At 29.6% G+C, this 24,160-nt stretch carries 26 protein-coding genes and 2 pseudogenes; 22 read left to right on the forward strand and 6 right to left on the reverse strand.

All coding sequences use genetic code 11. The features are described 5' to 3' along the window. Nucleotides 1-24: 24 nt before the first annotated feature. Both EG57_RS0220615 and EG57_RS0220620 read left to right on the forward strand, forming a co-directional pair. Nucleotides 25-792, forward strand: a complete 768-nt coding sequence (locus tag EG57_RS0220615; RefSeq protein WP_032078984.1) for a hypothetical protein — start codon at nt 25-27, stop codon at nt 790-792. Nucleotides 793-1,004: 212 nt separating this feature from the next. Beyond that, nucleotides 1,005-2,687, forward strand: coding sequence for an AAA family ATPase (locus tag EG57_RS0220620; protein WP_032078985.1), 1,683 nt, complete (start codon nt 1,005-1,007; stop codon nt 2,685-2,687). Nucleotides 2,688-3,042: 355 nt separating this feature from the next. Here EG57_RS0220620 and EG57_RS0220625 read toward each other — a convergent pair whose 3' ends face one another. Beyond that, nucleotides 3,043-3,693, reverse strand: a complete 651-nt coding sequence (locus tag EG57_RS0220625; RefSeq protein WP_032078986.1) for a flavodoxin family protein — start codon at nt 3,691-3,693, stop codon at nt 3,043-3,045. A 120-nt stretch (nt 3,694-3,813) separates the two neighbouring features. Between EG57_RS0220625 and EG57_RS0220630 the strand changes: the two genes are divergently transcribed. Next, nucleotides 3,814-4,152, forward strand: a complete 339-nt coding sequence (locus EG57_RS0220630) for a winged helix-turn-helix transcriptional regulator (protein WP_032078987.1) — start codon at nt 3,814-3,816, stop codon at nt 4,150-4,152. A gap of 273 nt (nt 4,153-4,425) precedes the next feature. Beyond that, a pseudogene (locus tag EG57_RS26035) lies at nt 4,426-4,773 on the forward strand (FAD-dependent oxidoreductase); the annotation flags it as partial. 9 nt (nt 4,774-4,782) lie between these two features. On the opposite strand, the gene EG57_RS0220640 reads toward EG57_RS26035, so the two are convergent. Next, nucleotides 4,783-5,520, reverse strand: coding sequence for a helix-turn-helix domain-containing protein (locus tag EG57_RS0220640; protein ID WP_032078989.1), 738 nt, complete (start codon nt 5,518-5,520; stop codon nt 4,783-4,785). A 478-nt stretch (nt 5,521-5,998) separates the two neighbouring features. On the opposite strand from EG57_RS0220640, the gene EG57_RS0220645 reads away from it, so the two are divergent. From EG57_RS0220645 to EG57_RS0220670, 5 genes are all read left to right on the forward strand, one after another. Further along, a complete protein-coding gene (locus EG57_RS0220645) occupies nt 5,999-8,017 on the forward strand; it encodes a Na+/H+ antiporter (RefSeq protein ID WP_032078990.1) in 2,019 nt (672 codons plus the stop codon). Between the two features lie 212 nt (nt 8,018-8,229). Further along, nucleotides 8,230-9,801, forward strand: a complete 1,572-nt coding sequence (locus EG57_RS26825) for a hypothetical protein (RefSeq protein ID WP_200880589.1) — start codon at nt 8,230-8,232, stop codon at nt 9,799-9,801. Nucleotides 9,802-9,820: 19 nt separating this feature from the next. Further along, nucleotides 9,821-10,201: an immunity 22 family protein gene (locus tag EG57_RS0220660; RefSeq protein WP_032078991.1), complete on the forward strand. Its 381-nt coding sequence runs from the start codon at nt 9,821-9,823 to the stop codon at nt 10,199-10,201. Nucleotides 10,202-10,447: 246 nt separating this feature from the next. Beyond that, nucleotides 10,448-10,579: a hypothetical protein gene (locus EG57_RS27350; RefSeq protein WP_278246488.1), complete on the forward strand. Its 132-nt coding sequence runs from the start codon at nt 10,448-10,450 to the stop codon at nt 10,577-10,579. Nucleotides 10,580-11,151: 572 nt separating this feature from the next. Beyond that, complete coding sequence (locus tag EG57_RS0220670) at nt 11,152-12,426, forward strand: IS4 family transposase (RefSeq protein ID WP_032078992.1); 1,275 nt, start codon at nt 11,152-11,154, stop codon at nt 12,424-12,426. 499 nt (nt 12,427-12,925) lie between these two features. On the opposite strand, the gene EG57_RS0220675 is transcribed toward EG57_RS0220670, so the two are convergent. Then, nucleotides 12,926-14,161, reverse strand: a complete 1,236-nt coding sequence (locus EG57_RS0220675) for a hypothetical protein (protein ID WP_032078993.1) — start codon at nt 14,159-14,161, stop codon at nt 12,926-12,928. Nucleotides 14,162-14,521: 360 nt separating this feature from the next. Between EG57_RS0220675 and EG57_RS0220680 the strand changes: the two genes are divergently transcribed. The 5 genes and pseudogenes from EG57_RS0220680 (at nt 14,522) to EG57_RS0220695 (ending at nt 17,748) form a co-directional block, all read left to right on the forward strand. After that, on the forward strand, nt 14,522-14,839 hold the full coding sequence (locus EG57_RS0220680) for a PDDEXK family nuclease (protein ID WP_032078994.1): 318 nt from the start codon (nt 14,522-14,524) through the stop codon (nt 14,837-14,839). A gap of 206 nt (nt 14,840-15,045) precedes the next feature. Then, the gene (locus EG57_RS26830; protein WP_007060949.1) at nt 15,046-15,210 is read left to right on the forward strand and encodes a hypothetical protein; all 165 of its coding nucleotides are present in this window, start codon (nt 15,046-15,048) and stop codon (nt 15,208-15,210) included. A 1-nt stretch (nt 15,211) separates the two neighbouring features. After that, nucleotides 15,212-15,445, forward strand: a pseudogene (locus EG57_RS0220685) (ATP-binding cassette domain-containing protein); the annotation flags it as partial. Nucleotides 15,446-15,846: 401 nt separating this feature from the next. Next, the gene (locus EG57_RS0220690; RefSeq protein WP_242859894.1) at nt 15,847-16,257 is read left to right on the forward strand and encodes a hypothetical protein; all 411 of its coding nucleotides are present in this window, start codon (nt 15,847-15,849) and stop codon (nt 16,255-16,257) included. Nucleotides 16,258-16,398: 141 nt separating this feature from the next. After that, entirely contained in the window at nt 16,399-17,748 is a 1,350-nt protein-coding gene (locus EG57_RS0220695; RefSeq protein WP_032078995.1) for a DNA cytosine methyltransferase, read from the forward strand. A gap of 40 nt (nt 17,749-17,788) precedes the next feature. Here EG57_RS0220695 and EG57_RS0220700 read toward each other — a convergent pair whose 3' ends face one another. Then, nucleotides 17,789-18,268: a hypothetical protein gene (locus tag EG57_RS0220700; protein ID WP_032078996.1), complete on the reverse strand. Its 480-nt coding sequence runs from the start codon at nt 18,266-18,268 to the stop codon at nt 17,789-17,791. 709 nt (nt 18,269-18,977) lie between these two features. Here EG57_RS0220700 and EG57_RS0220705 point away from each other — a divergent pair. From EG57_RS0220705 to EG57_RS26835, 4 genes are all read left to right on the forward strand, one after another. After that, the gene (locus tag EG57_RS0220705) at nt 18,978-19,472 is read left to right on the forward strand and encodes a hypothetical protein (protein WP_032078997.1); all 495 of its coding nucleotides are present in this window, start codon (nt 18,978-18,980) and stop codon (nt 19,470-19,472) included. Between the two features lie 3 nt (nt 19,473-19,475). Beyond that, nucleotides 19,476-19,676 (forward strand): hypothetical protein, encoded by a 201-nt coding sequence (locus EG57_RS0220710; RefSeq protein ID WP_052038026.1) that lies wholly within the window; start codon nt 19,476-19,478, stop codon nt 19,674-19,676. An 89-nt stretch (nt 19,677-19,765) separates the two neighbouring features. After that, the gene (locus EG57_RS26565; protein ID WP_161782725.1) at nt 19,766-19,930 is read left to right on the forward strand and encodes a hypothetical protein; all 165 of its coding nucleotides are present in this window, start codon (nt 19,766-19,768) and stop codon (nt 19,928-19,930) included. Nucleotides 19,931-20,414: 484 nt separating this feature from the next. Beyond that, a complete protein-coding gene (locus EG57_RS26835; protein ID WP_242859895.1) occupies nt 20,415-20,741 on the forward strand; it encodes a hypothetical protein in 327 nt (108 codons plus the stop codon). Between the two features lie 47 nt (nt 20,742-20,788). Here EG57_RS26835 and EG57_RS0220720 read toward each other — a convergent pair whose 3' ends face one another. Next, complete coding sequence (locus EG57_RS0220720) at nt 20,789-22,084, reverse strand: ImmA/IrrE family metallo-endopeptidase (RefSeq protein ID WP_032078998.1); 1,296 nt, start codon at nt 22,082-22,084, stop codon at nt 20,789-20,791. A gap of 94 nt (nt 22,085-22,178) precedes the next feature. Next, a complete protein-coding gene (locus tag EG57_RS0220725) occupies nt 22,179-22,601 on the reverse strand; it encodes a helix-turn-helix domain-containing protein (protein WP_032078999.1) in 423 nt (140 codons plus the stop codon). 142 nt (nt 22,602-22,743) lie between these two features. On the opposite strand from EG57_RS0220725, the gene EG57_RS0220730 reads away from it, so the two are divergent. From EG57_RS0220730 to EG57_RS0220745, 4 genes are all read left to right on the forward strand, one after another. Further along, on the forward strand, nt 22,744-22,944 hold the full coding sequence (locus EG57_RS0220730) for a helix-turn-helix transcriptional regulator (protein ID WP_032079000.1): 201 nt from the start codon (nt 22,744-22,746) through the stop codon (nt 22,942-22,944). A gap of 84 nt (nt 22,945-23,028) precedes the next feature. Beyond that, nucleotides 23,029-23,238: a helix-turn-helix domain-containing protein gene (locus EG57_RS0220735; protein ID WP_032079001.1), complete on the forward strand. Its 210-nt coding sequence runs from the start codon at nt 23,029-23,031 to the stop codon at nt 23,236-23,238. 18 nt (nt 23,239-23,256) lie between these two features. Continuing rightward, entirely contained in the window at nt 23,257-23,577 is a 321-nt protein-coding gene (locus EG57_RS0220740) for a hypothetical protein (protein ID WP_032079002.1), read from the forward strand. Nucleotides 23,578-23,623: 46 nt separating this feature from the next. Then, nucleotides 23,624-24,145: a DUF2815 family protein gene (locus tag EG57_RS0220745; RefSeq protein ID WP_032079003.1), complete on the forward strand. Its 522-nt coding sequence runs from the start codon at nt 23,624-23,626 to the stop codon at nt 24,143-24,145. Nucleotides 24,146-24,160: the final 15 nt, after the last annotated feature.

The raw sequence follows: 24,160 nt of genomic DNA on the forward strand, positions 1-24,160 counted from the left end.
TGAAGAAGAAATGAGGAAAAAGAAATGAAAAGAAATAAATCAGTTAAAGTATTTGGAATTATTTTTGTGATAGCCGCATTACTTATTTTTATTAATCTTATTCCAACTCTTAGATTAAAAACATCAAATATGCATATTATTGAAGGGAAATGGGTGAATGTTTATTATGAAGATGAAGAGTCGGCAGCTAAGGATGTTTTTCAGTTAGCTAATGCAAGAGCTGGTGAATTAGCTAAAAAATTAGGATTTAGTGAAAAGGAAAATATTAATATTTATATTTATGATCATCAGTCTACAATGCAAATGAAAAAATATGGGCTAATAGGGACAATGTTAGGGTTAGACTGGTATATTGGTGACAATATAGGAACGAATGTTATACTGACATCGCCTGCAAATCCAGGAAAGGTTCATGACTATGATGATAATAAGCAAGCTGCTTTACATGAAATGGTTCATGCCTACGTAAGCATAATAAATCCACATATCAGATTATGGTTAACTGAAGGAATGGCTTTATATTTATCCAATGCAGAACCTTTTTACAAAAAATATACCTACAATAGGCATATTCCAACTTTTTCAGAAATCAAAACTAGTAATTCAGTGAAATTTTCAAAAATGGGAGGTTATACTTTTGCTAATACTTATATAGAGTATATAGATAAAAAATATGGATGGGAAAAATTAATGATGATAATTAAAACTGAAGATTATGAAAAGGTATTTGGAAAATCTGATGAAGATATATATAATGAATGGATAAATTATATTAAAAATTATTATCAATAGGCAGCTTTGCCAGTTTACTTTCTATAAATACCCTAGTGATTTGACCAATAGGCCTTAGCTTGTTCTTCTAATACTTTTAATCTTGTATAATAATCAGGAAACTTCACTTCATAAAAACAGCCTGTGAAAGTGGCTGTGGAGAAGATTATTTTAGCATAGTGTAATTTAGGTTATAATAGAACTAAAGATAAAAATGAAATGGAAGTGATGAAATGGAATTTAAACCACTGCCAATAGGTATAGATAATTTTGAAAAGTTAATAACTAGAGGATATTACTTTATTGATAAAACTTTGCTTATAAAAGATTTGTTAGATAATAAAACGGATGTTAATTTATTTACAAGACCAAGAAGGTTTGGAAAAACCTTAAACATGAGTATGCTTCAATATTTTTTTGAAGACAGCAAAAAAGATAATAGTTACCTTTTTGAAGGTTTAAATATAATGAATGCGGGAGAAAAATATACCTCTCATATGGGGAAGTATCCTGTAATTAATTTATCCTTAAAATCTGCAAAGCAGCCAACCTTTGAGCTTGCCTATATTTCTATTAGAAGAAGGATAGCAGAAGAATACAAGAGACATGAATATATTTTAGAACATCAGGAATTAAAGCATGAAAAGGAACGATACTTAAAAATCCTAAAGGAGCAGGGAGAAGAAGGAGATTATATTGATGCTTTATATTTTTTAAGTGAGTGCTTAGAAAAATACCATAATAAAAAAGTAATAATATTAATAGACGAATATGATGTACCCCTTGAAAATGCCTTTTTTGAAGGGTTTTATGATAGGATGATCAAATTAATAAGATCACTTTTTGAATCAGCCTTAAAGACTAACTCCTCCTTGGAGTTTTCAGTGATTACGGGATGCTTGCGTATTTCTAGAGAAAGTATTTTTACAGGATTAAATAATTTAAATATAATTTCAATATTAAATGATAGATATGCAGAGTATTTTGGCTTCTCTGATAATGAAGTTAAAGAGCTTACTAAATATTATAATATGGAAGAAAAATATTCATTAATAAAAGAGTGGTACAATGGATATATATTTGGAAATATTAATGTCTATAATCCCTGGAGTGTTATAAAATTTATATATGATTTACTTGCCAATATAAATGTATTTCCGTCATCTTATTGGGCAAATACCAGCTCAAACAGTATAGTAAAAAGTCTTATAGAAAAAGCAGATGATGAAACAAAGGCAGAAATAGAAACATTAATTGAAGGAAAAACCATAGAAAAACCAATTCACGAAGATATAACCTATGATGAAGTATATGATACTATGGATAATTTGTATAATTTTATGTTCTTTACTGGCTATTTTAAGAAAATAGATGAAAGAATTGATGAAAGAACAAAAGTAAAATATTTGAAGCTTAAAATACCAAATGAAGAAATAAAATATATTTTCAGAGAAAAGGTTTTAAAATGGTTTAATGCTAAGATAAAAGCAGAAGATTTATCAAAAGTGTATACCTCAGTATTAAAAGGAGATGTGGAAGTCTTTCAAACAGAAATAAACAGGCTTTTGAGAAAAACCATAAGTTTTAATGATGCCTATGAAAACTTCTATCATGGCTTTGTTGTTGGAGTGTTATCAGGTATTGATGGATATATAGTAAAGTCTAATAGGGAGTCAGGAGATGGTAGAAGTGATATTTATATACGTCCCCTTTCTATATTTCAGCGTGCAGTAATTATAGAAATAAAGGTATGTGATAAACCAAAGGAGCTGTTTACTAAGTGCGACAAGGCTCTTGAACAGATAGAAAAAATGAAGTATGAAGAGGAGCTGAAGGAAGAAGGCTATGAAGACATAATAAAATATGGCATGGCTTTTTATAGGAAAGACTGTTTAATAAAAGTTGAAGGAGTATAGTTAATATTTTGGGTTTGAAGATTATATTTAAGCGAGAGCAGTAGTCAATTCTACTGCTTTTTTATATGTTCAAATGTGAATACTTATTATTTAGAGATGCACATGAAGCATTGGTAGCTTTATCTTTTATAATAAAGATGTTAACCTTTTTAAAACCTAATGAAACACTTTTGTACTATGTTATTAGGTATAGCCTTCTGAAACATATTATATTTTTTGATTAATATAATTAGTTTAGCTTTATGGGATTAAGTGGTATGATTTATTTATGAGTTGTTGCAGACTTGTGTATGTTATGCGAAAGAAGCAGCTCCACGAATTTATGGAACTGCGCTATCTAATTCTTCTTTGCTAGTTAAATGACCTCAGTTGCAAATCTTACTCCCATATCAAATGCTTTTTGACAATCAATGGGGAATATTTCTGCTTTTCTCTTGAACTTTGCATCAACATCATGTGCAGTTGCATCCACCTTGGAGTAATCTTTAAACTGAATCGTATCATAACTAACGAGTGACTCAGAAGTTCCGAATATCATTCGCATTGCAAAATCATTAAACTCAATGTGTTTATCCATACCAAGTTCTTTTAGCATTTCTTCTGTCGTATTCCCGGTATAAATAAATCCGGTATTAATTTTCTTAGGAAAAAGCGATAGACTGGATTTATTGTATTCAAGGTATTGATACAGTAAACGATCCAGAAAGGCAGCCATTTCACCGGTTACCCTTCCCCAATAAATCGGAGAGCCGAAGATAAGGACATCGGATTCCTCTACTTTTCTAAAGATTTCTGTCAGGTCGTCTCGTACTGCACACTTACCATGGCTTTTTCCGCCTATGATTTTACATGCAGAACAGCTGATACATCCCTTGTAGTTCAGATCATAAAGATGAATCAGTTCGGTTGTGGCTCCTTGTGATGCTGCACCCTCAAGGGCCTTATTTAGTAGTGTAGCTGTGTTCCACGTTTTTCGTGGGCTTCCATTAAATGCAATAACCTTCATTAGTTATCCCTCCATATGTTTGATATTTTTATTACACCGTGTTACAATAAGTATAATACCATTACTTCAAAAAAGGAAGTAATTACATTTTATATAGTTAGTATATTGGAGGAAAGTTTTGTGAGTAATCAATGTGAGTCAAGTAATGAAAATTGTATTGGCCAGCTAGAAAAAAGCATTGCAGTTATTGGTAGTAAATGGACTCTTTTAATTTTACGAGAGCTTTCTAGTGGGACTAAAAGATTTGCCCAACTGCAGAAATCACTGAAAGGAATTAGTCCAAAAACTCTTTCATTACGTTTGAAAGAACTCGAAAAAAATAAGATAGTTATCAAAAAAATATATCCCGAGGTTCCACCACGAGTTGAGTATTCCTTTGCTTCTCGTGGTGAAAGTTTAAAAAAAATTCTCCACGATTTGTATGAATGGGGAGCAGAGCCACCCGATGGCGAAAAGTGACAAATTTACATACACAGCAATTGACACCCTAAGTCCGGAATGGAAATTTTTATATAAATGTTTTGGAGGGCCCCCAACTACTCACCTCCAAGTTGACTATGATAGCGTAATATAGCAGGCGCCATTCCGTAAACCCACGGATTCTCAAGTAGAAGATGGAACCCAAATCCGCAAACTATTTGGACCATTCGCACTCAGTTGCTATGTCTGGGTATTTGTTTTTCGGATCTCTAAGCTCCCTAGCTTTGCGGTGAAAGCCAAGATCGCCCAAATGATACAGATGTAATAATAATAGGAGGGGGAGTCACTGGAGCAATTTTAGGATACTATTTTAGTAAAAATAATATTAATTGCGTTATTTTAGAGAAATCAAGAATAGGCCATGGGAGTACTTGCATAACAACAGCATTACTTCAATATGAGCTTGATAGTAATGCTATGGAGCTAAAGAAATATACAAGTATAGAGAATATAATAAAGTCATATAACCTAGGAATAAAGGCGCTAGATGAAATTCAAGAATTTGTAGATAACCATGGAAATAGCTGTGATTTCAAAAGAGTAGATAGTTTTTTATATACAGCTATGAAGCTAGAAAAGAAGGAGATGGAGGAAGAATATAACAAGTCATTATTTATACATATTTAAAATCTCCTCCAGCCTACATTCCATTTCTACCTTATACCGATTATCTTCACCAAACCAAGGTATATTTCTAGACTTTTGCAAATTTATCAAAGTCCTTAATAATTCTTTATTTATATTTTCTATTCTATCAAATTCTTTACTTATTTCCTTTTCTAAAAATCTTGAATCAACTTGTCCATTATCTACAGCTCTAATAAGTTTATAAATATATTCTCTATTAGCCTTTATACTTACTTCTGGCTCAATTAATGATTTTTCAATTGATGATTCTTCGATATTGTCTGTAACTTTTTCCGTATTATTAATATCTATCCCCAATAAATTATTATGTTGATTCATTTTTTCTCTGTATTCAATTATACATTTTTTTACATGTTCTCGGCTCATTTTACCAAGACTTCTTATTGCATAAATATCTTCTTCACTTAATGCTAAAAGCTTATCTATACTTTTAATATTTTTATAAACTAAAGCCTTAATACTTCTAGTATCAAACTTTAATAGATTACATAAATCATATAACTTCGTTTCTTCATTTATTTTATTTTTAGCTTTTAAAGTGTCCATCTCATTGCAGTAAGCCTCAAATTTTTTATGCTTTTTAATTATGCGACTAATTGTTGAATAATATATATTATATTCTTTAGCTAATTCTCTACATGTTTTACCTTCCTTAGCTTTATGTACAATTTCTAAATTTCGTGTATAAAGATTAGGCATATTAATCCTCCAGCTACTTCAGTCAAATTTTTCATAGTTTTATCTATAACATCCTTGTCAAAACATTTTTTAGTAATTTTTGATATGTTATCTACTTAAATTACATCTATGTAAAATTTACAACATTTTGCTTCTTCTTGCAAGTCAATTTACAATTTCTATGCCTTATGCAATGTAAATCAGGATTCTTATATTTGATTTTAAGATTAACTTTTAGCAAACAAAAAAACTTCCAGTTTTTGTAACGAACTTAGGGGTGGTTGCGAAAACTGAAAGGTTGAGCTTGCTACAGATTGTATATAAAACTACGTAAGGTCTAGAATAAACATTTTATATCATAAGACAGATATGAGAAATAACCAGCAAGTATATTTTTAATAAAATATACCAATTAATGGGAAAATTAAATATTATGCTATAATTAGAACATAATATTTAGATCTAATAATCAAGTTACATAAGAAAGCAAGGGGGTAATATGTTTACATATATTTTAATACTATTAATATTTATTTTATGCTCAAATATAATAAGTAGGTTTATACCATTCTTATCAGTGCCTATCATACAAATTGCAATGGGAGCATTAATTTCAATAATATATTCTGAATTCAAAATTGAGCTTGATCCACATACATTCTTAGTAATGTTCATTGCTCCGCTTCTTTTCTGCGATGGGAAAAAAGCAGATAAAAGGTCATTATGGAAACAAAAGAAAAATATACTTTTGATGGCATTAGCTTTAGTTGCTGTAACAGTAATATTAGTTGGATTACTTATAAATCAGTTAATACCAGCTATTTCATTACCAGCAGCATTTGCACTTGCAGCAGCTTTATCACCAACGGATTATGTTGCCGTAAGTGCACTTTCAAAAAAGATTTCGCTCCCAAAGAGGATAATATATCTTATAGAAGGTGAAGGCCTTATGAATGATGCATCAGGACTTGTATGTTTTAAATTTGCATTAGCAGCAGCAGTAACTGGAACATTTTCATTGTTTAATGCAACTACTAATTTTTTAATGGTGTCTATTGGAGGAATTATTGCTGGACTAGTTTTAGAACACATTCTAATTAACTTTGAACGATGGATAAAAAATCTTGGAATGGAAGACACTACAGTTGAAATTTTACTTCAAATTCTAACTCCATATATAATATATATTATATCGGAAGAAGTATTTAAAGTTTCAGGTATATTAGCTGTTGTTGTGGCTGGAATGGTATTTTCATTATCATCTAAAAGATTAAGAACCAAAAATGCAAAATTAAATGCAGTATCATCCAATACATGGTCTGTTATAGTATATATTCTAAATGGATTTATATTTATAATAGTTGGATTACAATTACCTAGTATAATTAAAACTGCTTTTAAAGAAACTTCAATAAATAACATGATGGCTATTATAGATGTTTTATTAATAACATTGGCTTTACTTGTAATTAGATTTTTGTGGGTTATATTTATGTATAAATTTGGGGGAGAAAAATGTGATGTGAAAGAAGATAAGTTTAAGTTTCATGCTGCTCTTTTAACTTCACTTTCAGGAGTAAGAGGAGGAGTTACATTAGCTACAGTTCTTTCAATTCCTTTAATATTGGATAATGGAGAAGAATTTCCACAAAGAACAATTATTTTATTTTTGGCTGTTGGAGTAATTTTAGCTACTCTTCTTATTGCAACTTTTATATTGCCTATATTTGCTAAAAAAGATAAAACTGAAGACATAAATTGGTCCGAAGCCTTGAATAAAGCACAAATAAAGGTTTGGATTGATACTATAAATAAATTAAAATTAGAAATTGATAACAAAAAATATATTCATTTTACCATAGATGAATATAGGTATCGTATTAATCAATTAAAACATGGAAATTCTTATTATAAGAACTGGAATAGAAGTAGCAAAGAATATAAGAAGTGGATGATCTTATGCTATAAAAAGGAAATTGAAAATACTAAAAAATTATTAAAGGAAGAAAAAATAGAGGAGTCAACTGCACATGCTTATGAAAAAAAAGTTAGAAATAAAATAAAATTAATATCATCTGTAGAAGGCTTTTCACTATTAGTAAAAGAAACATTGGAAAGAATCTCCCTATATATACTTAATATAAGGAGAATTAGGGATATATTAAGAGAAATGCAAAACAAAAAGAAAAGTAAGCAGCATTTAAGGGATATAGCGCTCAAAGAACTTCATTCCACTAATGCTGAATACATAATAGAATATGCTAAATCTAATATTACATCTGAAAATGAAGAAACGCTTAAGGAAATAATTTTATATTATCAAGGGGTGTATTTGATATCAAACAGGCTTAGATTAGCAAAAATAAATAAATATGAAAAGAAAAAAGCTGATATTAAGGCAATGCAATTAGAAAGGAATGTTATACAATTGTTATTTGAAAATGGAGAGATTAGTTGGAATATAGCATCTGTACTCAGAAAAAATTTAAATTATATTGAAAGTGATTTATTAAGATAAAGCTATTGGCAACAAAAACTAGAAGTTTATGCTTGCTGTTAATTCCTTTGCTAAGTACAAATAACTTAAATGTTTTTGATAATGTAGTAAAAATGAGCAAATATTGACATGTACATACAAAAATATTAAAATTAAGTAATATTATAAATACTAATGTAAAAATTGGATATATATTATTAATGATAAAGCGATTAGTACATGGGAGAAAATAAATGGATTTTGAGTTGGATATTGGTGAGTTAACTAATACAATAAGGGAATATGAAAATGTAATAAAAGATTTAGAAGAACAAAAAGAAAACATAAACAAAGTAATTAAAGAACTTACTGACTTAGGTTGGTCAGGTGAAGCAAAAGATAAATTTATAGAAATTCATATTAAAAAGCAGGAGTTTTATACAAAGTTAATAGAAGACATAAAATATGAGAAAAATGCTTTAGAAAATGAAGAAAAGCCAAGAGCAATTCAATTAAAGAAAAGGTGTGAGGACTTCGAAAATTGCATTAAAAGAAGTGCAGGTGGAGCAGCACTTACAAATGATGATACAGGGATTATTTCACTTCAATATGGAGGACAGTTTCCAATAAATAATAACGTTAGTGAATGTACAGATAATTATTATAGACAAATGAATTCTAAATTTGTAGAAATATTAAATTTAGCAAACAGCTTAAGTTTTACAACATTTCCGATTGCAGGTGATGTTATCAATTTACAAAGTTCACTAAGAGACCAAACAACGAGTTTGACAGAGTTTGATAATTCATTTAATGCATATTGTAATGGTGTACAAGATATGGAAGAAAATACATGCTCAGTATTTTCAAAAATATCAGGAATGACTGAAGGAATATCCCAAATCAGAGGTATGTCCATTATTTCAGAAAGTGGACAAGTAGATAAAAATAAAGTAATGCAGTTAATGTTAAAGAATCCAGCGTACTTAACGAAAGAAGAAAAGGAAATACTAGAATATGCAAAGATTGTTTTGGGAGAAGATGAATATAAGAAAATAAAAGAAACTGTATTTACATATAAAGAAGCAGAAAAATATATTAAGTGTGATATTTTAGGGTTTAATGTGGGACTTAAGACATATTCGTCAAAAGAGATATCTAATTTGCCTAGCCAAATAACTTATGGAAAAGGTGGATATATTTATACTTATGTTTTAACAGAAAATTCTCCACCTACATTTAATGGAGTAGAACTTCCCAATGATGATATAATAACAAAAGATGGTCAAGTTATTAGCACTAAAACGTATGGCTATAAACTTGTTTATACTAATGAACCAAAGATATCAACAGGGATCGTTTTTGTTTCACCTACAGAGGGGGTAAGTAATCCTTACGGATTAACATCTAAGGATATACCATCTGTAAGAAATGGTGAATTTAATAAATTCTTTAATTCTTTAACGTCTGAAGAGTTAGATGAAATGTGGAAAGAACCTGAGTTGAGACAGACAATAGAGGATAAATTGAGACAACCAGGTGGGTTACATGAATGGCATTTAGTTTCAAGAACTCCTCAGTTTAAAAATTGGAATGTAACAGCAGAGCAAATTAAAGAATTAAGAACTTTAACCAAAGATGTTAAATTTGTGAATCCTAAAGGAATTCATGGAGGTAGAGGTTCAACAACTGCACATAATGAATTATTAAAGATAATAGATAATTCACCAGATTATGATACATTTATAAGAAGATTAAATAATTGGGCAAATTATAGATTAGATGGAGGGATAGAATCTTTACCTAAGGGATTACAACTAAAATAAATTGAAGGGAGAGATAGATATGCAAAAAGAAGGAAAGGTATCATTATGGTTGGGGAATTTTATCGATGAAAAGACTTTCAGAGAATTTATGGAGATTAAATATACTGATGATGGAGATTCTGTACCATCAGAATTTAAAAAGCAATTTCAAATTGGTTATTATGATATGGATTTCTCAGAAATAGATTATATTGATAAGCGATCAAATGATTTACAAGTTTTATTAGAGGGGTTTTCTAATGATTATGAGATAATACCTAAATTAAACGAAAAATATAATGGTGATATGTATAATTCAATAGTATTATTATATGATTTTCAATATGATTCCAAAGAAGAAAACTATAAAGATGGACATAATGAATTGAATTATATAGGATGTGTGGAGTATAGTAAATGATTGAATGAATAATAAAGAGAAAAGAAACTGCATAAAAACTTCATTTGGTATAGAAACAAAAATTGGAAGTGAAACGAGCAATCTTTGTTACTAATATATGCTTTTGCAAGTAAATTTTTAAGCGGAAAAGATTTAAAAAGAGTAAAGGAGGTAAAAGCCCTAAATGGACTTTTACGGGTACTTTAGCGAGCGTGAGCAAGCTGTCTTTTAAAGTACCCAGTGTTTCGACGAAAGGAGAAATTGAGAATGACTGAACTCGGTAAAAGCTTAATAAATGAAGGAATTGAAAAAGGTAAAGAAGAAGGAAAAACCGAACTTTTAATTAAAATGTTGATGAAAAAGTTTAAAAAATACCTAATGAATATAAAGAGAAAATAAAGGTACTTCCAGAAGAAACAATAGAGTTGATTGCAACAGATATATTTGAATTGAATTCAATAGAAGAGTTAGAACAATATTTCTAGAATCAAATAGATAAATATAAAATTAGCTTATTATTCCTATAGTAAGCTAGTTTTTTTATTGCCTGAAGTTAGGCCGAAGAAGTGATAGAATGATATGCATCCATGATAAGAAAACTACTAAAGTAAATTTTGATAATAACGACTTTGGAATTTTAAGTAAAACCATAAATTGCTATATTATTGAAGAACTAAAGGGTGATTACTCTTTAGAATTATTTAGTATCCCAGGTAACATTACATAAATTGGAAGTTTGTGTTTGCTATGAAATGAAGACAAATTCGTTAATGTTTATTGCAACTATTATAACAAACAAAAAACTTCCAGTTTTTGTAACGACCCCAGGGGTCAATGTCATCAACTTATAAATACACAAATTGGAAAAAGGTTTTAAAAATATTGAAAAGTAGGATTTTAAACAAAACACCTCTATAATTATTAATATATTCTTTATTGGATATGACTTAATAATTATAGAGGTATTTTTAATGAAAGAAAAAAATTATTTTTTACAAGGAATAAGAATTACTAACTCACTTATTGATGATATAATATTCTTGTTTGAATCAAGAAGTAAGGAAACATATTTTTCAAGAGTAGGGAGTAATATAATGACATTTAAGAGCATATTAATTTTTATTTTAAATTTTGTAAAGAGAAGTCTTCAAATAGAATTGGATGATTTTTTTGCTAATGTGGATGGAACAAAGTCTTATGTTACAAAACAAGCATTTTCAAAAGCAAGGAAAAAAATACAACCTACGGCATTTGTAAAAATGAGTAATGAAATAATTAAATGGTTTTATAAAGACACTGATTTCAAACATTATAAAGGATATAGATTGCTTAGTATTGATGGAAGTGTATTAGAAATTAATAATACAGAGAAATTAAGAGAAGAATTTGGTTATATTGAAAATCAAACTATAAAAGTTGCTCGTGCTAGAGCAACAGGACTATATGATGTAGAGAATGATATGATTATAACATCATCTATAGATCATTACAGAACGGGAGAAAGAGCATCGGCTATAGAGTTGATAAATAAGTTAGAATCACTAGGTTCCTATAATGATTTAATTTTATTTGACAGAGGATATCCTTCAAAAGATTTTATTAGCTTTATAGAAAGTAAGAATATAAAGTATCTAATGCGTGTATGTGCTGCTTTTTTGAAAGCAGTAGTTAATGTACAAGATGAAGATCAAATAGTAGAAGTGAAATGTAAGAAGGAAATTATAAAAATTAGAGTTCTTAAATTTGAATTAGATTCAGGAACAAATGAGATCTTAATAACAAATATATATAATAAAACTTTTACAGTAAATGACTTTAAAAAACTATATTTTAGACGTTGGGGGATAGAAGTAAAATATAATGAATTAAAAAGTAGGTTACAAATAGAGAATTTTAGTGGTGAAACACCAATTGCAATAAAGCAAGATTTTTATGCAACAATGTATTTATCAAATATGGTATCTCTAGCTAAAAAGGATGCTAATGCAATCATTGAAAAAAGCAATGCTGATAAGGATCTAAAGCATGAATATAAAGTAAATACTAATATTCTTATAGGCAAACTAAAAACTTCATTAGTTGTTATGTTATTAGAAAAAAACCACAGAAAACGCTGTGAAATTTTGAATAAAATAATGGAAGAGATATCGAAAAATGTTATACCAATTCGTCCTAAAAGACAGTATGCTAGAAGAATGACTGTCCGAGCCAATAAAAACTCACTAAATACTAAAAGGTCATTGTAACTTTATCTACAATTGCAAGTCTTATCTAAATTGAGCTTCAAAATAGCCTTAGGTTTATTAATAATGCTTAAAATCTTTACTAATTGCAAGTTTAGTATTTACAACAAGTCATATTGTAACTAGCTAGGAGTTCAAACTGGATTATTTGAACTTCTAACTGTAAATAATTTGAAGTATAAGTTGATGACATTGCCCCAGGGGTGGTTACGAAACCTGAAAGGTTGAGCTTGCTATTGACACACGCCCATTTCTAAACTTGAGACTATTGTTAATACTTGTAACGCTCTTGAAACCACACCAAATTATATATTAGTTTAATTCAGTCTTAACTTTTAAAGGTATGATCAATTCTAGTATTGCATAGAGACTCTATAAGGCTCTAATGGTTCATTAAATTTTCACTACATAACCTTCGAATATTATTAAGCTAGATTGAAAATCAACATAAGACCTGTCTAAAGATATTCATACAGGGTTTTGTTCTATTATAATGTTCATGCTACCTAGGTTCATAATAAATATCACATATTCCAATACATAAACTTATGTTATCAAGTCTGCCATTAAATGCTGTTTCATAAAAATATGTTTTTGACTTTTCAATTGCAATGTTGGTCAGTTTGTTACTCCCATCATATAAAACTTTATCATATGATTTTAACTTTTCAATGATCTTATTATTAACTGTCAAAATATCCTTTCGATCTGAAATTATAATTAAATAGACAGCTGACTCATAGCCTGAGCAATGCTTTTCAGTGCCCTGATAGTATATTTCATCGAAAGACTTTTCACCAGTCCATAGCTTAAACTCACCACTAGCAAACTCACACTGATTTTCTGGATTTTTAATTTTGAAATCCAATTTACCATCAAAATTAAATGCTTCACCCTCGCCATTTCCAAAATTAGAATTTATATTTACTAAAAATAGATCACGTATTTCTTCTTCATTTAGCTTTGAAATTGCTCTTGAATGTTGAGAACAATAGTATAAAAATAAATTGATTGCATTATTTAATTTTGACCTGAAGTTAGTATATGTCTGGCTTGTATTAATTATGAATTGCTCTATTCCTATTTGTTCTTTTAACAAGTTGCTTCTATCTACATACGTATCTTCTAGTTTATAATGATCCCCCTCAACTTTGATTATGCCATCACAGAAAATATAAATTGAAAAATCAGGTTGATTATAAAAAATATTCTTCTGCTTCTCAAAGTAATGTAATTCATAATTGATAAGATTATCCTCTAAGCCTAGCTTGTTCTCTTTTCCTATATTTATATAGTACAATATCTTTTCGATAATTTTCTCACACAAAAGAGTAGCTAAGAATTTACTACCAGGAGGTTCTATTTTTCCAGGATCCTCAAACGGAATACCTTCTGCCAATATCTCTAAGGACGAAAAAACTTCTGGTAGATCTTTTATTAAAGCTGAATAATTCTCTTCTCCTTTTCGCTTTATTCTGTGCCATACCTTAAAGGTTTGAAACCTGTTTAAACTTATATCATATCTTTTTCTATCTTGCAGTGGTAATAGTAATGGTATATCAATTTTAATTAGAGTTTTAATGCTATTTAGCTCGAAATTAGTAGTTGTCCCATTATGAATGTCCATATACTTGACATTTTTGCAATCAAACATTATTGGTCTAGCCAATGAGAAATCATTTCCTTCAAATCTAAAGCGCTTTTTAATAGTCCTATTCTCTATTATCACATTATCCATATTTTTCCTCCGCGTTGAACATTTTTTATGAAGAGCTCAATAAAAACTTGCCATATTAATCATAATTTTAACACAATTTGAGATACTTTGATATAATTGTGGTATTTTAGCCTGATTTATTTGTTTCAAAGAAGGTAATATCTTATGAACGATACTCTTATGATGAATATGTTTTTAACTGCTCTCATTGATATGCCTGTAGCAAGTGAGTCCAGCAAAGCATGTCCTCACAAAGGGGTCAAGTACCTGTAGAGAAATGTAAAACGTTCTACAGGAATTCAGGATATTAGCAATTAAGATTAGAAGGGTTTTACATGGTTATAATCATAAATATAAAAAACAAATAGGTAGGTAAATCATATGTTAATTCCAGTAAAAATGAAAGATTGTATAGAAATTGAAGAGATTGAAATAGAAAGTACAAATTTTAAATCTTTAAATTTAAGAGAAGAACATATAGAAGAATTTTTAAGGAAGAATATAGAGATTATATTCGAAGAAGAAACTTTGCTTGTGGTTGGCAAGCAAGTTGTAAATAAAGAAAATGGTAGAAGTGATCTAACTGTAGTAGACGAAAGTGGTAATTTTGTATTGATTGAAATTAAAAGAGATGTTGAAGATATTATGCAAAGAAAAGAAGCTTTTGAATTTCAAGCTATTAGCAAAACAAATTGTTAACTACACTCGGTGGGCAATGTCATAAAGCTAAATTAGAAATTATTTACACGAACTGATATTTAAACTGTAAGCTTGTATTTTTAAATCAATGATTGTAAGTTTGCAGTTTTTTTGTTTTAAGGAGTTATTTTTGAAACTGCTTAAATAGGATATAATATAAACAAGGAAAAAGTGAAATATTTTTATTGATTTGGAGGTATGTTAAAGTGGAAAATTATAATGAAAAATTATATGATATATTTTTGAATTATTCTTATAGTGATTTAATGGATTTATTTAGGAAAGCTAAAACTAAAGAAGAACAGGATTTTTATGTTATGCTTTCTAATTTAGTACTTAAAAGAGAAGCACAAAAGGTTATAGGTAAGTAACATGGCAACATATACAATATTTGCAGGAGTTAATGGAGCAGGTAAAACATCAATTTATAAGACAATTTATTATGAGCAAAACAAAGATGAAAAAAGAATAAACACTGATGAAATTGTAGCTAGAATAGGTTCTTGGAAAGATAGTAATTTACAAATGAAATGTGCTAGAGAAGCAGTTAAACTTATAAAAATGTATATTTCCGAAGAAATATCTTTTAGCCAAGAAACTACATTAATTATGTTAAATGGATTTATACATTCATTTATGCTAATTGGTATCTTAATATTTATTTTAGGACTAACGCAAACAAAAAATAATAAGTTATAATATTTGAAAAAATTAACTGAAGATGAAAAACATACAATGTTTGATTTAGCAGGAGAGGGCAAAAACACAATAGCACCTGATCTTCCAGAGTATATTATGTCATCTGCTGCAATCATATAAGAACAACAAGGTGATGAGTATGGCTCTACACGGTACATACCACCAAATTGTTAAGTTGAATCCCTTATAAATCAAGCTTTTTTAAATAAGCCCACTGATAGCTTTTTATCGGTGGGCTTGTTAATTTACTCTGGGAATGTGGGCCGATAAGTGCTACTATATTATGGTAATCAAAAATTTAAGGAGAAATGACGTATGAATTAGGCTTTTCTATGATTTTCTCAACAATTCCTATAGAACTTGGATATCTATTTTATGTAGCAAGGAAGGAAGAAGGAACTTTTAATATATTTAAAATACTAGGTTTAAAAGGTAAGTTGAAGGTTAAAGTATTTATACTTTACTCTCTTTCATTGATTATAGTAGGAGGGATACTTTTAATTGATTTAAAGCCACTTTCAAATTACTTATTAAAAACTGTATTTTGTTGGATTCCAAGTTGGTATAATTTTAACCAAGATCTGAGTCTGTTTAGTAAGAATTATATCATCATAGCAATTTTAGTAGACTTCTTCATTATTACACTTATAGCACCGATTATTGAGGAGCTTTACCTCAGAGGATTTTTACTAGCTCGTAGCAACAAAGATTGGAAGTGAGACGAGCAATCTTTGTTGCTTATGTAAAAATAAGATATAAATAAAGTTTATTAGAATGTAAACTTAGAGTTATTGTGAAAAAGTTACATATACGTTATAATATAAATGCTACATAAGATTAGTATTTCAGGAGGTCATAGAATGTCTAGAACATATACATATATAGATTTGTTTTCAGGTCCTGGTGGGCTATGCACAGGTTTTAAAAATGCAGGCTTTAAACCATTAATAGCAGTTGAGATATCAGATTGGACAGTAAAAACATATGCAAGAAATCACAATGCAGAAATATTGGAACTACAAACTGCTTTAAATAATAGAGGTAGATTAGAAGAGATTTTAGGACAAGACGATAGGACAGTTTTAATACATGGAGATATAAGACAGGTAGAAAATAATATAATAATGGAAATCCTACAAAAAAAATTCAATACTAATACAGTAGATGTTGTTGCAGGCGGTCCTCCTTGCGAATCTTTTTCAATGGCAGGACAAAGAAGGGAAGAAGATGATAGGAATGATTTATTCCACAACTTATTAAGAATAGGACATTTAGTAGATTCTAAGTTTATATTTTTTGAAAATGTTCTCGGTTTATTCACAAAGAAAAAGGACGGTAAGGAAGGGGGTCAATTTATAAATGTATTAGAAGAATTTGAAAAAGTAAATGAAGAAACAGGAACCTCTTTTAGTTTAAAGAGTAAAGATAAAAAAGTAATTAAACTTTTAGCCGCAGACTATGGAGTTCCACAGAATAGAGAAAGAGTATTCCTTGTTGCTTGTAATAACAGATATGTAGAAAATACATTTGAATATCCAACTCCAACTCATGGTCCTAATAGACAGTATTCTTATGTTACTGTAAAAGAGGCTTTATATAATCTTCCTGTTCTAAATAGTGGGGAAGGTGATGATATTTTACCGAATCAATTAACTTTTCAACAGGATTATCAAGAAGGAAGGATTACAGAATCTCATTATAATTTTATGAAGTTTATGGAAGGTATAGATAGTTATGTTCCAGAACACTTGCATTATAACAATAATGAAATAACTATGCATAAAGCATTAAATCATCGTGAAAAAATGATAAGAAGATTTGAAAATATACAACAAGGTGAAGGAATGAAAAAAGCAGCGGAAAGATTAATTGCAGCAGGCAGCGAAGATGTTGTAAAAGAGTTTTTTCCTAATAAATTATATGCTGCTCGCAATAGACGTTTGAAAGAAAATGAACCAAGTTTTACGGTAACATCACACTGTTTAGATGAAATGATACATCCGTTCCAACATAGGCAGTTGACACCAAGGGAAGTTGCAAGACTACAAAGTTTCCCTGACTGGTATTTAATGGAGGGTCCATATGTAAAATTCCACAGTGATCCTGAGCAAGATAAATATGAACAGACAGGTGATGCAATTCCTGTACTATTAGTTAGAGCATTAGCAAAACAATTATATAGAGCAATAGAAAGATTACAATTAAGATAATAAATAAAGAATATGGAGGTTGTCCATATTCTTTATTTTGTTATCTGCTAGTTATTATATTTACAAGGTCTGAAACTTGTATCATATCATTTATACATGAAAAGTATTGTGGGTCATTATTTTTATTCTTTTCATGTATAAAGTTATTAATTTCCTTTTGTCTGCTATTATCATTTCCTATTTCCTCATCATCAGGTAGCACTATATAGTATTCTACATTTTTCCCCTTGTCTTGAAAATGCACTTTAGTTCCATAGGCATCCCATTGTTTCTGCTTGAATCTGTCATGTCTAGCAGTAGTAGTGTTGTCGATTATTATTATATTTCCATTTTTCAGGGTGATTTCAAAATCTGGGCTAAATTGCTCGTAAGAATGGTTAGGATAATTATATCTAGGTTCAAACACAAAACTTTGAACATATCCTTTTGACTGTAGAGTTTTTAATATCTCATAAATTTTTTTATTTAGTGCATTACCATTTAAGGACTTTGCACTGTTTCCTTCATTCCATGTTTCCATTTTTTAATACCTTCCTTTCTTATCCCTTATGTGAAAATTATTCCAAGTATTATAGTAACATCTTACAATAAGATTTGCCATAGTTTTTTATATGATACTTAATAATTCATTGTGAATATTCTATATTTTAAATATCTATGTAGGATTCTATTTTGAAAAAAGTAAGGATGAAAAAATGGTGGAGTATAAATTTGAATTTGTAGCCCAGTTAGGAGATCGTGAATATTTATTTGTAATAGATGGAGAAGTAGCAAGCTTCAAGTCTTCGCAAAGCCCCTCCCCCCATCAGGCCGTGCAAAAACTAATTTGTGATGCGAGACTTTAACAATGATACTGCAAAAAGTATCAGTATTTAATATAAAACGAACATTTTTAATGGATTGATATCTATTTAAACAGGCTCTAACGCTATTCTTGATAAAAAAATGAAAGCTGTTTTTCTAAAATTGAATGCGTTTTGATTTTAGCATAGTCTGCTAATGGAGTTTATTTTTACATTTATGTAAAGATAAGATACTGTTCTGCATTAGGCGATTCAAGATGCCTTTTGTTTATTTAATACAGGAAGAAAATTTCTAAAATCAAGAATAATATTTCTAAAAAAGCTATTGATTTTAAAAAAAATTATATATATAATCTTTTTAAGAATAAAAATTACATTAGAAAGAATAATAATTCCAAAATATAAAATAAGAAAGGAGCTTATATTATGAGCGAAAAATATGCATCAGCAAAACCTACAGAGGAGATACTTTCTCTCTTTAAAAGGGCTAAAGAACTGGATGCAGACGGACTTGGCAATCCTGAAATATTGGAGAGAGGAGGTCATTATCTTGTTGAGAATGAGTCTAAGATTGATTTTAAAGGACTTTCAAGAAAAAAGTATCATGAAACTTACAAAGGAGTTCTCCCAGCATCATTCAAGGTAAGAATTAATGATTCAGAACTGTACTCAAAGATGGTACGTGTAATACAAAATGCATATAACATTAAACGAGTTATGACACCATTTTTAATGAGGATCACTCTTTCGGCATATATTGGGTATTTAGAGAAGAATTCTACCGAAAATGTTACTAAAAAAGAAATAGAAGTTTCAACAGAAGATATTGACGTACTTAAACTTAAAGCAATCTCTCTTATTCTCAATCTTGAAGATAAAGAACATCTCGAGCAGGTAATTAACAGTTTGGAGGAGGAATAAGATATGAACCACTATAAAACTTTATACAATCAAGCTTTAAATAAAATATCTAATCGTCCTGTTGGCAAGTTCGAATTGAAAGATTTATTGGATGATCCTCCATGTTTACTCGGAGTTTGGCTTTATAAAGATATAGCAAATAAAAAGATTAAAAATGTTAAGTGGATCATGAAAACTGATGTAAATGTATATGAGAAATATTGAGGTGTGTTGAATGAACAAGGCAAGTGAGGAAAATTAACATATGATTTTTGAAATATTATCATTAAATTCTATTGAGAAAGGTAATAAGGATGGCTGAGTGTGTATTATGTGTAAAAGAGGGTGTTGAATACCAGTATTCAGAAGGTGGATATGTATGCGATAACTGTGTAGGAAGTTGCTTTACATGCCCTGATTGCGGACTGACTTTTCCGCTAGAAACAGATGATGCAGGAAACGGATTTTGTAGCAAGTGAGTCCAGCAAAGCATGTCCTCTCAAAGGGTTCAGGTGCTTGTAAATAAATGTAAAGTATTCCGTAGAAACTCAAGATATTAGTCAAAGAAAAGAAGCTTTTGAGTTTCAAGCTATAAGGTATGCTGCAAGTTATGCAAAAATTAAAACTCCTGATGATTTAGTTGATAAAATATTTGCATCTTATATTGAGAAATATAAAGATGAATTTGAAATCGGAGAATTAACTGCTTATGAAAAAGCATCAAGGATTTTAAATGATTTCCTTGAAAAGAATAATGCATTAAAAACCTTTAACTCAAAACAAAGGATAATACTTATAGCATCATCCTTTGATAAGCAAACATTATCAGCTGCAGCTTGGCTTATAGGAAATAATGTTGATATTAGCTGCTTTGAATTAAGTCCAATTAAAATAAAGGATAATTATTTTATAGATATTAATAGAATACTTCCTCCACCATCTTTAGAAGATTTTTATGTTGAGGTGGATAGTAAAAAACTACCTACATATATAACTAAGAGGGATGTACCCATTACTAGAACCACACTTCCTGGAATGGACAAGTTGTTTGAGTGGGGAATTATTAAAAGTGGAGACATTGTTGTAATTAAAAATATAGATAATTCAGAAGCTACAGTTATTGATGCTAAGTATGTTGATTTTAATGGTGAAAAGCTAACGTTTAATAAATGGGGACAAAAAGTTACTGGATGGTCTACAATTAGAATTTATTGTTGGGCTATGATTAAAGGTAGTGATAAGACTTTGCATGAAATGAGACAAGAGAAAATGTTATCTTTTGAAAGTTAAACACAAAACAGCAGCAGCTTTAAGTTTAAGCCAACTGCTGTTTTTTACTAAAAGGGAATATCTTCATCATCAATAGGAACGGGTTCTTCAACCACAGGATAAAAATCTTCAAGTGCTGTAATTTTGATATCATTAACTGTAATTTTAAATTGAGACTTAGCCAGTGATGTTAGAATTCCAACATTTTTACAATTTAAAATTCTATCTTTTATGTAAGTGTCTTTAACATATACAACAAGAGTTTCACCACATTGTTTTGCAGTTGAATTTTCTAAAAGAGTACTTAATAAAGTATAGCCTTCAAGGAATAACGTAAATCCAATTGTATCCCAATCCTTAATATCTTCAGCAGTATTTAATGTGCCACTTAGGTTTTCTTCAAATTGCATTTTATTTAGCAGAGCTTCACGTGTTGGCTTCCAGTCATGCAGTACATTACTATTAAAAAAAGTAGTTACATTTCCACACTTAGGACAATACCTAGCATTACCGGGAGCTGTTGTGTGGTAGCCGCCGCAATCATTTGTACATTCGTTAAATAGATATTGTCCACATATAGGGCAATATTCATCAGAGTCACCAATAACACTGTTACCACATTTGGGGCAAACAGAAACTTTCATAGTATTTTCATTTATTTTAAAACCGTCATCATATTGCATAGTCGTTATCCCCCTAACACCATTTTTAAGAAACATTCCGCAAATTTTACAGTAGTTATCTGTTGAATGTACTTCTACGTTTTCACAGTTTTCACAAACTAAAAACGTTTTAGAAAATCTTAAATGAGAACACTTAAGGTTACTTAACCTTTTTAATACAGCCCATTCTGAAACATTAAAGTGTTCTGCTACATTTTCTAAAGATGTAAAATTGCAGGTACATATTTTACTTTCAGGCATAAGTATTCTACCTGCAAATTCATCAGCTTCTAGTTCTTCTATATATAAATCATTTTCTGTTTTATATTTATCTGGAAGTTCATAATGTTTTAGATAAATATGAGCTATTTCATGAGCTAAAGTGAAATTAAGTCTCCGATGCTTGGACACTTCAAAAGGATAATGAATTTTATTTTTGTTAACGATTATTAAAAAATTGTCCAATTCTCTTGAATACACTGTTGCTGCATCTGTTTTATGAGATAATTTTGAAATCGATTTCATATGAATGGGCAAACATTGATCTTCCTGAATTTTTAATATAAGTTTAACACAATCTATAGGCCAATATTTTAATTCAAAATCTTTTATAAAGTCTTTTACCCTTTTAGTAATATATTCAATCCTATGTTGGGGTATTTTATCTAATGTATAATAACTGTCTTTACTAGAACAATACATATAATCCCTCCACATCATAAAATGGAACAAATGTTCTGCAAGTTAATTATAATATGAAATTATTACCAAGTAAACAAAAAACAAGAACAAATAATTATTTATTCTTGTTTCTATTTAAATAAAAGTTTGCAAATTCTTTTATGGCGGTTATGTCTTCAATAGGTAACTCAGATGTAACTCTATTCATAATAGTTAAAAGTTCAGAATCTTTATTGTGAATATTTTTTGCCATTTTCAGAGTATCTGCAAATTCACCGTCTTCAGTTCTAAAAATGAGCTCAGTATATTTTTCATGATCGATTGTTTCTTCAATATAACCTGCTTTAGTCATTAATTCACCGTAGCTTATTCCAAGGTAGGGTGCTATTGCCTTTAGTATATTTGGAGATGGCTTTTGTCTTTTCCCAGATTCTATACGTGAAATTTCTGTATTGCTAATATTGCAAAGATCAGCAAGCTGTCTTTGAGAAAGTCCCTTTTCTTTTCTAAGATTTTTTAAAAATTCACCAAATTTCATAATAGACAACCCCTCCCAAATTTAATTATATAATAAGTGTTGCCACTTGGCAATAGAAATATTCGTATATATTTGACAAACGGTTACACAATTTAGTACAATTTTATTGTAACCCAATGGAAACAAAATGGAGGGATGAAAAGTGCAACCTAATAAAAAATATATCATAGATCTCGTTCATAAAAGTAATTGGTCACAAAACAAATTTGCCATGAAGGCTGGAGTTTCAAAGACTACAATAAGTAGATGGGTTAATGGAAAGAGAGGAGCAGGGGCAGAATTAATAGCTGGCATAATTAGGGCTTTTCCTAATGAGCCAATAGATAAGCTATTTTTTTTATAAATTATGTTGCTAAATGGTGACAATAGTTAATAGATAGAAACAGAACCAAATAGAGTTAACGGCAAAAAGGAGGACAAATTATATATGAAAGTTAGAAATGAAGTTTTAAAGGAAAAACTAAAGAAAAATTCATGGAGCCAAAATGAGCTAGCAATAAGAGTAGGTGTTGCCAGAGGAACAATAAGTAGGATCATGAATAATAAAAGAGGAGCTGGCAGAAAAGTTATAGAAGGACTTCTTAGAACTTTTCCAGAGGAAACAATAGAGTCCTTATTTGATACAAAGAAAAATTAAGAAAGAGGTGTGTTGTAGATGGATATTAATATAAACATAAGGATTGATTCTCCAGATATTATGAATTCCTTATTGGCTTTATCAGAAGCATTAGCACAAATAAAAACAGGAGCTGAAATAAAAGGAGAAACTCAGATAAAGCCTGAAGAAGTACAAGCACCAAAAGGAAAAAATAAGGTAGTAACTTTAGAAGAAGTAAGAGGACTTCTTGCAAAGCTTTCACAAGCTGGAAAACAGCAGAAGGTAAAAGCACTTATAGAAAAATTTGGTGGCAAAAGATTATCGGATATTTCAAAGGAAAAATATGGTGAACTTTTAAAAGAGGCTGAGGTGATTTAGAAATGCTTGAATATATGCAGATTTTAAAAATTAGGAGGAATTATCTATGAAAGTTATAACAGGAAAAGTAAGATTCAGTTATGCAAATGTGTGGGAGCCTAAGAGCATTAATGGAGGTGATCCAAAATATTCAGTAAGTTTAATCATACCTAAAGCTGATAAAGTTACCATAAATAAAGTGAAAGAAGCAATTGAAGCTGCTAAAAAAGAAGGAATATCTAAATTAGGAGGCAGTATACCAGATAACTTAAAAATGCCCCTTAGGGATGGGGATGTTGATAGGGTAGAGGAAGAAGCTTATAAAGACAGCTATTTTATAAATGCAAACAGCAGTACAAAGCCTGGAATAGTGGATAAAAATGTACAAACTATAACAGATAAAAGTGAATTTTACAGCGGATGCTATGGAAGAGCCAGTATTACATTTTATGCTTACAATGTTGATGGAAACAAAGGTATAGCCTGCGGACTTGAAAACCTTCAAAAACTAGAGGATGGAGAGTCACTTGGCGGACACAGTAGAGCTGAAGATGATTTTAATGCAGCATCAGACAACTTTTTAGATTAATTTTTAATCATATGG

The sequence above is a fragment of the Clostridium drakei genome (assembly GCF_000633595.2).
GTDB classification, from domain to species: Bacteria; Bacillota; Clostridia; order Clostridiales; family Clostridiaceae; genus Clostridium_AM; species Clostridium_AM drakei.

Excerpts from the sequence above, each read along its gene's own strand:
- EG57_RS0220720 (WP_032078998.1), bottom strand. The coding sequence starts at position 22,084 with ATGTATTGTTCTAGTAAAGACAGTTATTATACATTAGATAAAATACCC.
- EG57_RS0220645 (WP_032078990.1), top strand. The coding sequence starts at position 5,999 with ATGTTTACATATATTTTAATACTATTAATATTTATTTTATGCTCAAAT.
- EG57_RS26565 (WP_161782725.1), top strand. The coding sequence starts at position 19,766 with ATGGCTGAGTGTGTATTATGTGTAAAAGAGGGTGTTGAATACCAGTAT.
- EG57_RS0220680 (WP_032078994.1), top strand. The coding sequence starts at position 14,522 with ATGTTAATTCCAGTAAAAATGAAAGATTGTATAGAAATTGAAGAGATT.
- EG57_RS0220640 (WP_032078989.1), bottom strand. The coding sequence starts at position 5,520 with ATGCCTAATCTTTATACACGAAATTTAGAAATTGTACATAAAGCTAAG.
- EG57_RS0220745 (WP_032079003.1), top strand. The coding sequence starts at position 23,624 with ATGAAAGTTATAACAGGAAAAGTAAGATTCAGTTATGCAAATGTGTGG.
- EG57_RS0220690 (WP_242859894.1), top strand. The coding sequence starts at position 15,847 with ATGACGTATGAATTAGGCTTTTCTATGATTTTCTCAACAATTCCTATA.
- EG57_RS0220735 (WP_032079001.1), top strand. The coding sequence starts at position 23,029 with ATGAAAGTTAGAAATGAAGTTTTAAAGGAAAAACTAAAGAAAAATTCA.
- EG57_RS0220695 (WP_032078995.1), top strand. The coding sequence starts at position 16,399 with ATGTCTAGAACATATACATATATAGATTTGTTTTCAGGTCCTGGTGGG.
- EG57_RS0220725 (WP_032078999.1), bottom strand. The coding sequence starts at position 22,601 with ATGAAATTTGGTGAATTTTTAAAAAATCTTAGAAAAGAAAAGGGACTT.
- EG57_RS0220625 (WP_032078986.1), bottom strand. The coding sequence starts at position 3,693 with ATGAAGGTTATTGCATTTAATGGAAGCCCACGAAAAACGTGGAACACA.
- EG57_RS0220700 (WP_032078996.1), bottom strand. The coding sequence starts at position 18,268 with ATGGAAACATGGAATGAAGGAAACAGTGCAAAGTCCTTAAATGGTAAT.
- EG57_RS0220620 (WP_032078985.1), top strand. The coding sequence starts at position 1,005 with ATGGAATTTAAACCACTGCCAATAGGTATAGATAATTTTGAAAAGTTA.
- EG57_RS26825 (WP_200880589.1), top strand. The coding sequence starts at position 8,230 with ATGGATTTTGAGTTGGATATTGGTGAGTTAACTAATACAATAAGGGAA.
- EG57_RS0220660 (WP_032078991.1), top strand. The coding sequence starts at position 9,821 with ATGCAAAAAGAAGGAAAGGTATCATTATGGTTGGGGAATTTTATCGAT.
- EG57_RS0220740 (WP_032079002.1), top strand. The coding sequence starts at position 23,257 with ATGGATATTAATATAAACATAAGGATTGATTCTCCAGATATTATGAAT.
- EG57_RS0220670 (WP_032078992.1), top strand. The coding sequence starts at position 11,152 with ATGAAAGAAAAAAATTATTTTTTACAAGGAATAAGAATTACTAACTCA.
- EG57_RS0220675 (WP_032078993.1), bottom strand. The coding sequence starts at position 14,161 with ATGGATAATGTGATAATAGAGAATAGGACTATTAAAAAGCGCTTTAGA.
- EG57_RS0220615 (WP_032078984.1), top strand. The coding sequence starts at position 25 with ATGAAAAGAAATAAATCAGTTAAAGTATTTGGAATTATTTTTGTGATA.
- EG57_RS0220705 (WP_032078997.1), top strand. The coding sequence starts at position 18,978 with ATGAGCGAAAAATATGCATCAGCAAAACCTACAGAGGAGATACTTTCT.
- EG57_RS0220710 (WP_052038026.1), top strand. The coding sequence starts at position 19,476 with ATGAACCACTATAAAACTTTATACAATCAAGCTTTAAATAAAATATCT.
- EG57_RS27350 (WP_278246488.1), top strand. The coding sequence starts at position 10,448 with ATGACTGAACTCGGTAAAAGCTTAATAAATGAAGGAATTGAAAAAGGT.